The organism is Natroniella sulfidigena, assembly GCF_023223645.1.
GTDB classification, from domain to species: Bacteria; Bacillota; Halanaerobiia; order Halobacteroidales; family Halobacteroidaceae; genus Natroniella; species Natroniella sulfidigena.
Genome location: NZ_JALKBY010000018.1, coordinates 33940 through 47837, shown reverse-complemented (window position 1 = coordinate 47837; position 13898 = coordinate 33940). Strand labels below are relative to the sequence as shown.

The window sequence follows — 13898 nt, the reverse complement described above, 5'->3', positions numbered from 1 at the left end:
CTCCTAACTGGAGTTCTGAATGAAAAGTATTCAAAGAAATTTTTAATTAAATGCGACAACTTACTTGACAAACACCGAAACTAAATTCAATGATACTTGGAATGCAGAACTATTATTCTATGGCTACAATGGTTTCACATGATTTTAGAGATATAGCCTTCTTAGTTAATAAAAATATCGAGAACCGACTTAGCTCGGATTTAAGTGAAAAAGGTATTGAATCAAGAGCTTTCAAAAAGTTTTATGGAAAGTATAACTATAAACCTTATTATGTAGCAGGAATCAGAATATTTCCAATTACAGGTGTAACCTTTAATATTCCTATGCACTTTTCACAGAGAATATGTGATTACACCAAAGAAGGAAGGGAAAAGATACACAAGAAACTTAAAAGTGTATCACCAGTAGTACAAAAATACTTAGTAGAGAATCCAGTAAGAGGTGAAACTACTAAATACAATGATAACCGAATTGCCAGATACTCTGGTCAAAATGGTTGTTGTTTTATTACTAGATTTCCTTTGTTTATTGGAGATATAGAGTGTCATCACAAGAAACCACGAAAATTAGGTGGTAAGGACACTTATAGAAACTTGTGTCTAGTTAAGAAAGATATACACAAGTTAATCCACGCTACTAAAGAAGAAACAATTAAACTCTACTATGATAAGGTGAAAGGGATTCTTGATGAAGATGCCCTGAGTAAACTCAACAAACTTCGAGCTAAGGCAGGAAATGATTGTATCGAACTAACTTAGACTATGATGGAACGCCTAGTGAGTTTGAAAATCTCACGTTAGGTGTGAAGAGGGGGAAAGGCTGGAAATAGGTAATATTACTATTGAAGGCTTACCTATCTCTATTACAATGCTTGAGTATAAAGGGAAATGGTACGATTGTATCATACATAAAGTAGATAGGTTTTTTGGTAGTAGTCAAATTTGTAATGAGTGTGGTACTAAAAATCCAGAAGTTAAAGACCTATCAGTTCGTACTTGGAGTTGTGAGTGTGGTGCAATCCACGATCGGGATGAAAATGCTAGTTTAAACCTTTTAAAGCAAGGCAAATTAGAATTAGGTATAAGATAGTCTATATACTGTCGGGCGGACAGGAATTTACGCCTTTGGAGAGAGCATAAGACCTGCTTAATCTACCATTGGGTATGCTTTAAGTGGGCAATTCTCTACGAATAAGGAATCTGCGTGGGCTTGCCCCGCAGAGCGTCAATAGCAGCAGCTAATCGAATTAAGAATCAATTTATTGGTCAGAAGGTAGACTTATGTTCAATAGTCAATGCTAAATCAGGTAACTGTTCAGAGGATTGTATCTTCTGCTCACAATCTGTTCATTATGATACTACAGCAACTACTTATCCTTTATTAGAAGAAGATGAGGTGTTAGAGCGAGCTAAGAAGATGGAAGAGAGTGGAGCAGAACATTTTGGATTAGTCACTAGTGGGTGAGGTATGATTCAAAAAATCATCATAAATTAGACACGATTTAGCTGAATAATGTATATTATAAATAGAAAATCAGTCTTGACAAACTAAAATTTAACTGTTAAAATAAATAGCAACATAAATGATAATGATTGAGCGAACAAATAAATAATTTAAAAGCGAAGAAGGGGTTAAGTAGATTAAAGGTTTTTCTTGTAGAGAGGAGATGTCATCGGCTGGGAGCATCTCTAAGAAACTTTGATTGAAATTTCGCTCTGGAGCTGTATAACTGAAATTATTAGTAAGTTATACCGGTAATCAAATCGTTACTTAAACTAGTGGATCAATAATTATTGATCAATTAGGGTGGTACCACGGAACTTAAACCTATCTTGTTTCGTCCTATACGGATGGCAAGATAGGTTTTTTGTATTTAGCTCTGAATTAAGACTGGGGTGTTCTTTAATTGTAAATTGTAAACTGTCAATTATAAACTGTAAACTAGTAAAGGGGAGTGGATTAAAAATGTTGAGTAATTTAGAAGTCGAGAATAAATATGATGTGGTTAAGATAGGCAATGATTTGGAGATTGGTGGTAAAGAGTTGGTAGTTATGGCTGGCCCGTGTGCTGTAGAGGGTAGAAAACAGTTATTAGAGACGGCAGAGGAGGTCAAAAAGAATGGAGGACAGATCTTACGAGGTGGTGCTTTTAAACCTCGTACTTCACCACATAGTTTTCAAGGATTAGGTGAAGAAGGTTTAAAATTATTAGCAGAGGCTAGAGAGAAGACAGGGCTTAAGATTGTTACGGAGGTTATGGATTCAGAGGATTTAGAATTAGTTGATGCGTATGCTGATATTTTACAGATTGGTTCTCGTAATATGCAAAATTATGGCTTATTAAAGAAATTAGGGCAGGTAGATACACCTGTGATGTTAAAGCGGGGTTATGCTGCTACGATTAAAGAGTGGTTATTAGCAGCCGAATATATCATCACTCACGGCAATCCGAGAGTAATCTTATGTGAACGGGGGATTAGAACTTTTGAAACTGCCACGAGAAATACTCTTGATTTAAATGCGATTGCTTTAATTAAAGAAGTTACTAATTTACCGATTATTATTGATCCAAGTCATGGAACTGGTAAGAGAAGTTTAGTAAGTCCTTTAGCTAAAGCAGGGATTACTGCTGGAGCAGATGGAATTATTGTGGAGATTCATCCTCATCCTGAAGAGGCTTTATGTGATGGACAACAGTCTTTATTACCACAAGATTTCGGTGATTTAGTTGGAGGATTAAAGAGGGTTGCACAGGCTATTGATAGAAAATTGGTTGGGTAAGGTACTAACCATCAGGGGTAATGAATAAAGATCAGCTATAATAATGTGTCAGTTATGTGTGGGAGTGTGAGTGAGATCAAAGTCATAAAGGATAAGGTTTTTTTTACTCACACACACTTAAGGTTTTTTTTACTCACACACACTACTCACACTGACACTGTATATCAATAAAGGAGGAGTATTTTGCGAGAAATAAGTTATAATGAGTATTTAGAAGAAGCTATGGATGGTTTGGCTAAAGGAGCTTTCTTAACAGTTAAGTCTGGAGATGAATTAAATACAATGACCATTGGTTGGGGAAGTATTGGTTATATCTGGGGCAAACCTGTCTTCACAGTATTAGTGAGGAAATCACGTTATACCTATCAACTACTTGCAGAAAGTGAGCAATTTACAGTCAGTATTCCATTAGGAGAGAAGATGAAGCAAGAGATTAATTTTTGTGGTACAAAATCAGGGCGTGATTATGATAAATTTAAAGAGTGTAATTTAGAAATTATACCTGCTAATAAGGTGAAGGTTCCATTGATTAAAGGTTGTCAATTACATTATGAATGTCAGATTAAATTTAGACAGCAGATGGATGAAGATGATTTAGTGCAAGATTATCAAACCAAATGGTATTCTGATGATAATCAAGATGATTATCATATGCTCTATTTTGGAGAAATTTTAGCTACTTATCTAGATTAAGATTAATTAATTAATTTGTAGAAAGGGGTAAAAAATGCCGATTATAACAGTTGACGGGCCAAAGGTAACTAAAAAGCAGAAAAAAGAGTTGGTAAATTCGTTAACTAAGACTGCCAGTCAGATTCTTGATTTTCCAGAAGAAAGTATCATAGTTTTATTAAAAGAGACTGATCCTGACAATGTTGGGGTAGGAGGTAAGCTAATTTCAGAGCGAGAAGATAATAAAAATTGAAGAAATTTTTCACAAAAGGTAAAGGTTTAGTCCAAATTAAGCCTTTACCTAATTTTTTTAGAAAAATTTGATTTTATTGCAGGAATTATAGAAAGAGTACAGAATAACGTGTAATACAATAAAATTATGGAGGATTGGTCGGAAGGACCGCGTGGGCTCTAACCCCATGCAGCCGGGTGTAACACCCGGATCCTCCTCCAAAGTTATTAGATGGTCTGAGTCACTTTTCATATTTTAAATTTTCAGAATAATCAGAATAATATATATTTCAAATTAGTTTAAAATATCACTAACTGTAACTGTACAAGTACTTAAGTTTTAGAAAGGTGGTGAGATTATAAGCCTAGATAATTAATCAATAAGTTTTAAATTACAATTGATAAATAAAAAGAAAGGGGAGAAATCAAATGACAATAAGAAACTCAAGATGTCACTATCCGCATTAACTACAACTATGCCTGTTATGGAAGATACAGTTAAGTCTTTAGAAGAAGCAGGGATTAGAGAACAAGTAAAAGTAATGATTGGTGGAGCTCCAGTCAGTCAAGATTTTGCTGATGAGATTGGTGCAGATGGTTATGCTGCAGATGGAAGTGCTGCTACTGATTTAGCTAGAGAGTTTGTAAATTAGAGATTAATTTAAATAAGATAATAGATCTTTATGGAGGGTTGAGATAAAGGGGTGCTTACAAATATGAGTCCAAATAAAAAATTTCAACAGCCAAATTCTAATCAGGTGAAATATGTATTTTATAAGAAATCTGATCTATTTGTTCTATTAAAGAAGATTAAATTGTGGCCTTCACGTACTGGACTATTACATGGAATTAAATCAATTAATATTAATGGTAATTATGCTGATATTTTATTACATTGTGGTCATCGGTTGAGCGTTAAAAATTCTAAGAATAGTCGAGCAGCACGGTGGTTAAGAAATAAATGGATGGTTGAAGCGTGTCAGCAGTGTGCTGTTCCTGATTGGAAATTAGATAAGTATGCTAATACGAATTTCAAATAATTTACTGGAGGCAGAATGAATGAAATTTACTCAAACTCAACAACAAAGAATAATTGAATTGGATTTAACAGGTGAATATGTACCTGAAGCTAAAGAGCGAGAATTTACTTCTGTAGAAAAGCGAGAAGAATTTTTTCAGAAAGTAGAGCAGAAGCTGATTGCAATTAATCAGGAACGTCTAATGGACTTTGTTAAACAAAGAGGTCGTTCTAGTTTGAGAAGGACTGAAACTTCATTGGTTGAATTATTAAACCAACTTGATTTTACAGAAGTTACGACACCAATTAAATTAGCTCAAGGTCATTTAAAGAAGATGGGGATTGAGCAAGAAGATCCATTATGGAAGCAGGTTTATTGGATTGATGAAGGGAAGTACTGTCTGCGACCGATGTTGGCCCCTAATTTATATTATCTATTAGGTTATTTTGCTAATTCTTTAGATAAACCTATTAGAATTTTTGAAATTGGCCCTTGCTTTAGAAAAGAGTCAAAGGGGAGTAAGCATCTATCTGAATTTACAATGCTTAATCTGGTAGAATTAGGGCCAACAACTGAAGATTTGACTGCTAGATTAGAGTCTTTAATTGAGCAGATAATGTCATTGTTGGAGTTGGATTATGAGTTAGAAGAAGAAGAATCAACTGTTTATAACAAGACGATAGATGTACTGGTCGATGGAGTTGAAGTTGGTTCAGCTGCAATTGGCCCTCATACGTTAGATCGAGCGTGGAATATTAGTGATCCTTGGGTAGGGGTTGGTTTTGGAGTTGAGCGGTTGGTTATGTGTAAGGAAGAATTTAATAATATTAAACGGATTGGAAGGAGTTTAATTTATCAAGATGGAGCACGATTAAATATTTAGTGATGAAGGTGTGTGAAAATGACTACAAATAATTTAGAGATCAAAAGAATTTTAAATAAAGCTCTAAATCGAGTTGAGTTAAAGCAGGATGAGATTTATCAGATTTTGAATCTTAAAGATCAAAATCTGATTGAGCAGGTATTTGCAACAGCTAGAAAGATCAGAAGCAGTTATTTTGGTAATAAATTATTCCTGTATGGATTTGTTTACTTTTCAACTTATTGCCAAAATGAATGTAGTTTTTGTTATTATCGTAATTCGAATCAACAGAGTCCTCGTTATCGTAAAAGTATAGCAGAAACAGTTGAAATCTCTAAATTACTAGCTGAGTCGGGAGTTCATCTGATTGATTTGACGATGGGCGAAGATCCTATCTTTTACCAGAAAGATAAATTTGAAGATTTATCTCAGCTTGTTCGAGAGATTAAAGTTGCAACAGGATTACCGGTAATGATCTCACCTGGCTTGTTGCCTCGTGATGAAGTATTAAGATTGACTGAAGCAGGTGCAGATCTATATGCCTGTTATCAAGAAACACATAGTCCTGAACTATTTAAGCAGTTAAGGGTTGGGCAGGATTATCAACAAAGATTAGAGATTAAGAAGTTTGCTCAACAAGAAGGGATGTTGATTGAAGATGGAATCTTACTGGGAGTTGGAGAAGGGATTGCAGATCGAGTTAACTCAATCTTAACGATGAAAGAGTTAGGTGTTCATCAAGGACGAGTAATGAGCTTTGTTTCGCAAGAAGGTACACCAATGGAGGATCATCAGACTCCTTCTCGAATCAATGAATTATTAGTAATTGCTGTTTTAAGATTAGTGTTACAGGACAGATTAATCCCAGCTTCCTTGGATGTAGATGGAATTAAAGGATTAAAGGATAGATTAATGGCTGGGGCAAATGTAATTACTTCAATTATTCCCCCTCAAGCTGGATTAGCTGGTGTCTCTAATTCAACTTTGGATATAGAAGAAGGATATCGTACAGTAACAGGAGTTAAGCAGATTATTGAGGACTTAGAGTTAGAGGTTGCTAGTAAGGATGACTATCAACAGTGGATAGCTAAAGAGCAGACCACTGAAAGATATATTAGAAGTTCGAGTTGTTAATGAATTTGGTTGGGAAAGGAGGTCAGTCTGTGAAGATTGCTATAGTTGGTGGAGGTTTACAAGGAATTGAAATTGTTTATTTAGCTCAGCAGGCTGGGTATGAAGTCCTACTAGTTGATAAAGATAAATCTGCTCCAGCATTGAATTTGGTTACAGAATATTTGATCTGTAATCTAGTGGAAGAGGAAGGTCAGTTTTTAGAAGGGGTTAAAGATGTTGATTTAATTTTTCCAGCTACGGAGAACGATGCTGCGTTAGCAACTTTAAGAAGAATTTGCTCTAAAATTGATCTACCTGTTTTATTTGATTGGCAAGCTTATCAGATTTCAAGTTCTAAGGAGCGATCTAAGCAATTTTTTATAGAGAATAATATTCCTCAAAGTAAGTCGTGGCCTGAAGCAGATTTTCCAGTAATTATTAAACCTTCGCAAGCTAGTGGTAGTGAAGGGGTTTATCAAGTAGATAATCAACAGCAGTTAACTGAGGTTTTATCTACCTTAGAAGAACCGATTATTGAGGAGTATTTAGTTGGCCCTTCCTATTCGATAGAAGTGATAGCTATTAGGGGACAAGTTTTTCCTTTAGCAGTTACTTATCTTGATTTTGATCAAATCTTTGATTGTAAGAGGGTTATTTATTCAGGACAGATAGAAGAATGGCTTGAAGATGAACTGGCTAACATATGTACTAAAATTGCTCAAAGACTTTCTTTAGAAGGGATTATGGATTTAGAGGTGATTGTTAGTAAGGAAGGGATAAAAGTATTAGAAATTGATGCTCGTTTTCCTAGTCAGACGCCGATTACTGTCTTTTATGGAACAGGTTTAAATATGGTAGAGATGTTAGTGGAATTAACTGTAGGTCAATATGAGGAAGTTAATCTTACTAATTCTGAACGAGCTGTGATTTATGAACATATTGAGGTTCAAGATAACAGATTGACTGTCTGTGGTGAACATATTATGGCTGAGGCTGATAACTTAATAATCAAAGATGACTTTTTTGGTGCTACTAAGGTGTTAACTAATTATGACCCTGAGGGTGGAGAGTGGATTGCTACGTTGATCTTTGTAGCCGATTCTCTTAATGAAGTATTTAGAAAGAGAAATCAGACTTTAACTGAAATTTTCAACCAACATCAGTTAGAAGAGTTTTCAGATCCAACGATCTTTGATTAAGTAAGAGTTTAAGTTGGGGAGGCGATAAATGTGACTCGATTAGTAACTGCTCAGATAAAGGATATACCAACTACAATGAAAGATTACGATCAGCAATTACAACAGATAACAGGATGTAGTTTATTTGAACTGGCGAATTATGCAGTTGAAGCAAGTTATCAACAGCAGGATTTGGCTGCTAAGAAGGCTGCTGTGATTCCAGTAACTGCGGGAGAGGGGTTGATTGAAGGCTTTAGTGAGGCAGTAATGGCAATTTTAGAGTTTATAGGATTTGAGGCTTTAATTACTGACCAGCCTGATCTTGGTGGTCTTGATCAGGCTTATCAGCTAGGAGCTGATATTGCCTTGATGGCTGATGATGATACTTTTTTAGCTTGGAATTTAGCTAACAGAAAGTGGGCCAACAATGACCGAGCAACTGCTAAAGGATATGTTGCTGCTTTAAATAAGACTAGTGGTGGTTTAACTGCTAAATCAGTCTTAGTCTTAGGTCTGGGATCAGTTGGAGTAGAGAGTGTGAAAGCTTTAAATGAACAAGGGGTTTCTAGCATTGGGGTCTGCGATCTAAATGTTGAAAAGATGGAGAGAATAAAAAAAGAGTTTGGCCCTTCAATAGAGTTAATTAAAGATTTAACTTATGGTTTGCAAAAGTATGATTTGATAATTGAAGCTACTCCAGCAGCTGAGATCATTAGAGCAGATGATGTAGATCAGAAGACGGTTATTGCAGCACCTGGTATTCCATTGGGCTTATCAGCTAGAGCTGTTACTAAAATAGAGCAGGGGTTAATTCATGACCCTTTGCAGCTGGGGGTAGCAGTAATGGGGCTTGAGGTTTTATAAGCAGATGTTATGCTTTGTTAAATTATCAGAAAATTCAAAAAGAAAGCACAGATGAGGACTGATAATAATGAAAAAAGTATTAGGAATTGATACAGGTGGGACCTATACAGATGCTGTGATTTATGATTATCAGACTGAGCAGTTAATTGATAAAAATAAAGCGATTACGACCCACTATGATTTGTTAGAAGGTATTACTGAAGTAATTACAAGTTTAAAGCAAGAGTTATTGTCAGAAATAGAACTGGTAGCTTTGTCCACTACTTTAGCTACTAATGCACTTGTTGAGGGTCAAGGAGCTAGGGTGGGTCTGTTATTGTTAGGTTATGAGCAAGAATATTTAGAGAAGTTTAAGTTTGATCAGCAAATTCCAACTAAAGAGATTAGGGTAATAGAGGGTAAGTTTGATATTAAAGGGATTGAGACAGAGCCACTTGCTGAAGAAAAGATTAAACAAGCAGGAATTGATTGGCAGGATAAAGTTGATGCTATAGCTATTGCAGGTTATATGAGTGTTAGAAATCCTGCTCATGAATTAAGAGCGGAAGAGATTTTAAGTGGATTGGTTGACTTACCGTTAGTTTGTGGACATCGTTTAAGTAGTAAACTTAATTTAATTAAACGAGCAACTACAGTAGTCTTAAATGCTAGTTTAATTCCCTTAATTAAAGAGTTGTGTCAGAAAGTAAAGCAGGTTTTAACTGCTAAGGGGATTGATGCACCGTTAATGATAGTTAAAGGGGATGGTTCAGTAGTTAAAGATGAGGTAATTTTGACTAAGCCGATTGAGACTATTTTATCTGGGCCAGCTGCTAGTATCATTGGTGCTAAGCATTTGAGTAGAATTGATGACTTAGTAGTTGTTGATATGGGAGGGACTACTACAGATATTGCTTTAATAGATGATGGTTCTCCTCAATTAGCTACTGATGGTGCTGAAGTGGAAGACTGGCAGACATGTGTTGAGTCGATTAAATTTAGAACAATTGGTTTAGGTGGAGACAGTGAAATTAGCTTAAATCGAGAATGTGAAATAAAGTTAGGGCCTCAAAGGCTGATTCCTTATGCAGTAGCTGCTACAAATTATGGCTGTATCATAACTGAATTAGAAGATATAGTAGAAAAGAAGTTAGAGTTTAAGCAGGGTCAATTTTTAATATTAAATAGAGATGCAGAGTATTTGGACTTAAATCAGCGGGAAAGAGAAGTTATTGAATTATTAGAGTCTGGCCCTAAATCGTTAGCTCAACTAAAGAAAGAATTAGAATTAATTAATCTGCAATTTTTGGGGGTTGAGCGCTTAGAGAGACTAGAAGTAATTAAGAGAATTGGTTTGACCCCGACTGATATTTTACATGTCTTAGGAGAGTATACTCACTGGAGCCAAGAAGCAGCTCAGTTAGGGTATGAATTACTGTTTTTAGAACTTAAAAATAAACTGCGTTATAGGTTAGCAGTAGGGGAAGCTAATTTAGAAGCAGAAAGATTTGCTATTGAGCTCAAAAATAAAGTAGTCAAGAAGGTAGCCCGAGAAGTTGGATTACAATTAGTTAGACAAAATTCTAAAGTGTCTCAGTACGATAATTTGGGAGAGGTGATAGAGCATTCTTTTGATAAATTTGAAAGATTTAATTGGGATTTTCAATTAGAGATACCAATAGTAACTATTGGTGCTCCAGCCCAAGCATACTTGCAGCACTTATCTCAGTATTTAACAGCTGAAATTATAGTGCCCCAGGATTATGAAGTAGCTAATGCAGTTGGAGCTGCAGTTGCTAAAGTCATTGTAAATGAAGAACTGTTGATTAAGAAGGTAGAAGGAAGTTATATTCTTTATTATAGTCAGGGACGAGAGAAGTTTAGTGGTTTAAATGAGGCACTTACAGCTGCTCAAGAGTTAGGAAAGAAAAAAGTACTTGAGCAAGCAGAGATTTCTGGAGCAAAAAGAATGGAATTTAGTTGTCAAGTACAACGAGAAGGACTTGGTAGTTTAGTAGCAGCCAAAGTAATTTGTAAAGTAGTTGGTGATGTGATTTAAGGATAGAATGGGATTTTAAATTGGTTTATTGAAAGGGGGTGATAAGTAGATTGGAGGTACTTTTTAAGGCTGATGAACTTCGGTTTTAAAAGTAAGATTAAAAAATTAAGTAAAGGAGTGAAATAAGATGGTTCAAACAAGGCTTGGAGATGGTTCAACGATAGAGATGACTGAAGAAGAGATTAAGGCTGATATAGAAAGAGGAATTGAGGATGCTGTTGATCGTGCCAAAGTCGATCCTCTTTCTGAAGATGAAATTGAGAAGTTGACAGATATATATACAAGACCTAGTAAATTTGTCAGTGTTGAGACTGGTAATGAGTTAGTTTTAACCTTTGATGAAGGTTCTGTAAAGTTAAAACGATTGGCTGTTTCAATTGGTAGAATTCCTGATTTACAAATTTATGAAAGGGTTTTTTGTTCTGATACTGCAGAGTTGGCCCATGTTGATTATAGTTTTAAGCCAGTAAAGCCGATTGTTGCTGAAGAACAAATAGAGATGGAACAGGCCTTATTGAGTACTGTCTTACCAATATATTATGGGGCAATGCCCAATCTGTCATTATATAGTCAGCCAGATGGAGCATTTCCAAATCCAGCAGAGTTGTTGCCAAAGGGAAAAATTAAAGAAGCGCGAGAAGCTTATGAAGGTATGATGGAGCATGCAATTAAGGATATGGTTTATGTAGGAAGTAAGATGTATGAAGCAGGAGCAGATGGGATTAACTTTGATACGACTGGCTCGGCAGGTGAGCCTGACTTTTTAGCTACATTAAAGGCAACTGAAAAGTTGAAGGAAAAGTATCCAGATATCAGTATTGAAATGGGAATGTCTGGGGAGTTTGTTTTAGGAATGCATGGTGATCTTGAGTATGATGGAACTAATTTAGCAGGTCTTTATCCTCATCAGCAGGTGAAGATGGCTGAAAAAGCTGGGGTTGATGTCTTTGGCCCGGTAGTTAACATTAATAGTAGTGAAACCATCCCTTGGAATATAGGTAGAACCGTAACCATGATGAAGGCTTGTGCTGAAGCATCTGATATTCCAGTACACGCTAATGTAGGGATGGGTGTAGGGGGTGTACCTATTGTTGAAACCCCTCCAGTTGACTCTTTGAGTAGGGCTTCTGCTGCACTAGCTGAAATTGGTAAACAAGATGGGTTGTAGGTAGGCGTAGGTGACCCTAACGGAATGGTCATCAGTCACGCATTAGCTTCGGGCATGGGCGGAGTACGTACTGCCGGAGATCTGGTAGCACGCATGCAAATGACCCGAAATATGCGTTTAGATGAAGCTAAGGAATATGTTGCTGGTAAATTAGGAGTAGATGTAAAAGAGCTTACCGATCCTGTAATTATGGATGAAGTAAGAGAAGAGTTAAATATTGGGCGAGTTCAGCCTGGTGCTGGTAATGCTAAAGGGATGGAAGCTAAGTTTAATATTGCTAAATTACTTGATATTAAGATTAATTCTGTAGAAAAATTCAAAAGCAAGACATCTTAAATGATAAATAGAGTTAAGTACTCTTTCGGCTTTAATTTTCTGAAAAAACTGATAATTACAAATAAATGTTAGGAGGGATTTTAATGAGTAATGAGTTGTTTGAGAAAGCGGCAGATGCTATTTGTGATGCTGATGTAGAGCGAGCAGAGGAACTTGCTCAGATTGCACTTGATGAGGGAATTGCTCCTTTAGAAATGATAGAAAAGGGATATACTGCTGGAATAAATGAAGTTGGTAGGTTATTTGATAGGGGTGAGTTATTTTTACCACAGTTAATGGGCTGTGCTGAAGCAATGAAGTCAGCTACTGCTATCTTAAAAGAAGCAGCTGCAGAACAAGGTTCAGAATCTGAAGAGAGTATTAAGGTTGTATTAGGAACAGTTCAAGGTGATGTACATGATATTGGAAAGGGAATTGTTGCTTCTATTTTAGAGGCAAATGGAATTGAGGTTCATGATTTGGGAACTGATGTTGCTGTAGAAGATTTTATTGAAACAGCCAAGGAAGTTGATGCAGATATTATTGGAACTAGTGCCCTATTAACTACAACTATGGGTGTTAGTGAAGAGTTATTAAAGACCTTAGATGAAGAGGATTTAAGAGGGGAATTTAAAGTAATGGTTGGCGGTGGTCCAGTTACAAAACGTTGGGCTGATAAGATTGGAGCAGATGGCTATGCAGAAAATGCAAATGAAGCAGTTAGTAAGATTAAAGAATTAGTAGATTAAAATTTAATTTATTTAAAAGATTCAGTGAAAAATTCAAGTAGTGCTAATATTAAATATTGGCACTACTTGTTCTATAATAACAAACTTTAAGGAGGGAGAATAATGATAATTATTGGAGAATTAATCAACACTAGTAGAGATGGATTAGAGTCAGCAGTTAAAGGGCGAGATGTAGAACTGATTCAAGATTTAGCTAAGAAGCAAGAAGAAGCAGGAGCAGATTATATTGATGTTAACTGTGGTACTTTACTTAAGGAGGAGCCTGAAGCATTAGAATGGTTAGTAAATATAGTACAAGAAGTAGTGGATGTGCCATTATGTGTAGATACACCTAACACTAAAGCATTAAAAAGAGGATTAGCAGCCCATGAAGGTAGAGCTTTAGTTAACTCTATTACTGCTGAAGAGGAAAGATTTGCTGAAACTTTAGAAATAATTAAGGAGCATGATGCAAGAGTAGTTGCTTTAGTAATGGATGATGATGGAATGCCTAAGGGAGCAGAAGATAGAATTAAAGTAGGTAGCAAGCTAATTGAAGATTTAACGACTTCTGGAATTGCTGAAGAAGATATTTTTGTAGATCCAATTATTCAGCCAATTGGTACTGATCAAGAAGTAGGACAGCATATTTTAGATGCTGTTGAAGAGATTAAAAAAGATTATGAGGAGGTTCATATTACTTGTGGATTGAGTAATATTTCCCATGGATTGCCTGAAAGACAATTATTAAATAGAACTTTTTTAATATTAGCAATGAGTAGAGGGCTAGATAGTGCTATTATAGATCCATTAGATCCAAAGATTATGGCATTATTAACTGCCGCTGATACTTTATTAGGTAATGATCAGTATTGTGCTAATTATATTCAAACTGTTAAAAGTAAGGAATAGTAAATAAGGGAGGAATG

General features: G+C 35.7%; 15 protein-coding genes, 1 pseudogene and 1 other annotated feature. All 16 genes and pseudogenes read left to right on the top strand.

Annotated features, from left to right (window positions below; genetic code table 11):
* Positions 1–119 precede the first annotated feature (119 nt).
* The 16 genes and pseudogenes from MWH28_RS11360 (at position 120) to MWH28_RS11285 (ending at position 13881) form a co-directional block, all read left to right on the top strand.
* Positions 120–758, top strand: a complete 639-nt coding sequence (locus MWH28_RS11360) for an HNH endonuclease signature motif containing protein (RefSeq protein ID WP_248619493.1) — start codon at positions 120–122, stop codon at positions 756–758.
* A gap of 109 nt (positions 759–867) precedes the next feature.
* A complete protein-coding gene (locus tag MWH28_RS11355; RefSeq protein ID WP_248619492.1) occupies positions 868–1089 on the top strand; it encodes a zinc ribbon domain-containing protein in 222 nt (73 codons plus the stop codon).
* Between the two features lie 120 nt (positions 1090–1209).
* Positions 1210–1464, top strand: a complete 255-nt coding sequence (locus MWH28_RS11350) for a biotin synthase BioB (protein WP_248619491.1) — start codon at positions 1210–1212, stop codon at positions 1462–1464.
* A 149-nt stretch (positions 1465–1613) separates the two neighbouring features.
* Positions 1614–1848: a binding site (T-box leader), on the top strand.
* Between the two features lie 117 nt (positions 1849–1965).
* Entirely contained in the window at positions 1966–2781 is an 816-nt protein-coding gene (gene aroF, locus MWH28_RS11345) for a 3-deoxy-7-phosphoheptulonate synthase (protein ID WP_248619490.1), read from the top strand.
* Between the two features lie 183 nt (positions 2782–2964).
* Complete coding sequence (locus MWH28_RS11340) at positions 2965–3474, top strand: flavin reductase family protein (RefSeq protein WP_248619489.1); 510 nt, start codon at positions 2965–2967, stop codon at positions 3472–3474.
* 34 nt (positions 3475–3508) lie between these two features.
* Complete coding sequence (gene dmpI, locus MWH28_RS11335; protein ID WP_248619488.1) at positions 3509–3706, top strand: 4-oxalocrotonate tautomerase DmpI; 198 nt, start codon at positions 3509–3511, stop codon at positions 3704–3706.
* Between the two features lie 427 nt (positions 3707–4133).
* Positions 4134–4337, top strand: coding sequence for a cobalamin-dependent protein (locus MWH28_RS11330; RefSeq protein ID WP_248619487.1), 204 nt, complete (start codon positions 4134–4136; stop codon positions 4335–4337).
* A 63-nt stretch (positions 4338–4400) separates the two neighbouring features.
* The gene (gene pylSn / locus MWH28_RS11325; RefSeq protein WP_248619486.1) at positions 4401–4724 is read left to right on the top strand and encodes a pyrrolysine--tRNA(Pyl) ligase small subunit; all 324 of its coding nucleotides are present in this window, start codon (positions 4401–4403) and stop codon (positions 4722–4724) included.
* Positions 4725–4743: 19 nt separating this feature from the next.
* Positions 4744–5586, top strand: coding sequence for a pyrrolysine--tRNA(Pyl) ligase large subunit (gene pylSc / locus MWH28_RS11320; RefSeq protein ID WP_248619485.1), 843 nt, complete (start codon positions 4744–4746; stop codon positions 5584–5586).
* 18 nt (positions 5587–5604) lie between these two features.
* Positions 5605–6699 (top strand): methylornithine synthase PylB, encoded by a 1095-nt coding sequence (gene pylB, locus MWH28_RS11315; protein WP_248619484.1) that lies wholly within the window; start codon positions 5605–5607, stop codon positions 6697–6699.
* Between the two features lie 29 nt (positions 6700–6728).
* The gene (gene pylC, locus MWH28_RS11310) at positions 6729–7877 is read left to right on the top strand and encodes a 3-methylornithine--L-lysine ligase PylC (RefSeq protein WP_248619483.1); all 1149 of its coding nucleotides are present in this window, start codon (positions 6729–6731) and stop codon (positions 7875–7877) included.
* Positions 7878–7907: 30 nt separating this feature from the next.
* Positions 7908–8720 carry a 3-methylornithyl-N6-L-lysine dehydrogenase PylD gene (gene pylD, locus MWH28_RS11305; RefSeq protein ID WP_248619482.1) on the top strand — a complete coding sequence of 271 codons (813 nt, stop codon included), beginning with the start codon at positions 7908–7910 and terminating at the stop codon, positions 8718–8720.
* Positions 8721–8787: 67 nt separating this feature from the next.
* Complete coding sequence (locus tag MWH28_RS11300; protein WP_248619481.1) at positions 8788–10758, top strand: hydantoinase/oxoprolinase family protein; 1971 nt, start codon at positions 8788–8790, stop codon at positions 10756–10758.
* A 127-nt stretch (positions 10759–10885) separates the two neighbouring features.
* Positions 10886–12262, top strand: a pseudogene (gene mtbB / locus MWH28_RS11295) ([dimethylamine--corrinoid protein] Co-methyltransferase).
* Positions 12263–12345: 83 nt separating this feature from the next.
* Complete coding sequence (locus MWH28_RS11290) at positions 12346–12990, top strand: corrinoid protein (RefSeq protein ID WP_248619480.1); 645 nt, start codon at positions 12346–12348, stop codon at positions 12988–12990.
* Positions 12991–13092: 102 nt separating this feature from the next.
* The gene (locus tag MWH28_RS11285; RefSeq protein WP_248619479.1) at positions 13093–13881 is read left to right on the top strand and encodes a methyltetrahydrofolate cobalamin methyltransferase; all 789 of its coding nucleotides are present in this window, start codon (positions 13093–13095) and stop codon (positions 13879–13881) included.
* Positions 13882–13898 lie beyond the last annotated feature (17 nt).

Coding starts and splice junctions, on each gene's coding strand:
- MWH28_RS11360 (WP_248619493.1), top strand. CDS start 120: ATGGCTACAATGGTTTCACATGATTTTAGAGATATAGCCTTCTTAGTT.
- MWH28_RS11355 (WP_248619492.1), top strand. CDS start 868: ATGCTTGAGTATAAAGGGAAATGGTACGATTGTATCATACATAAAGTA.
- aroF (WP_248619490.1), top strand. CDS start 1,966: ATGTTGAGTAATTTAGAAGTCGAGAATAAATATGATGTGGTTAAGATA.
- dmpI (WP_248619488.1), top strand. CDS start 3,509: ATGCCGATTATAACAGTTGACGGGCCAAAGGTAACTAAAAAGCAGAAA.
- MWH28_RS11330 (WP_248619487.1), top strand. CDS start 4,134: ATGTCACTATCCGCATTAACTACAACTATGCCTGTTATGGAAGATACA.
- pylSn (WP_248619486.1), top strand. CDS start 4,401: ATGAGTCCAAATAAAAAATTTCAACAGCCAAATTCTAATCAGGTGAAA.
- pylSc (WP_248619485.1), top strand. CDS start 4,744: ATGAAATTTACTCAAACTCAACAACAAAGAATAATTGAATTGGATTTA.
- pylB (WP_248619484.1), top strand. CDS start 5,605: ATGACTACAAATAATTTAGAGATCAAAAGAATTTTAAATAAAGCTCTA.
- MWH28_RS11300 (WP_248619481.1), top strand. CDS start 8,788: ATGAAAAAAGTATTAGGAATTGATACAGGTGGGACCTATACAGATGCT.
- MWH28_RS11290 (WP_248619480.1), top strand. CDS start 12,346: ATGAGTAATGAGTTGTTTGAGAAAGCGGCAGATGCTATTTGTGATGCT.
- MWH28_RS11285 (WP_248619479.1), top strand. CDS start 13,093: ATGATAATTATTGGAGAATTAATCAACACTAGTAGAGATGGATTAGAG.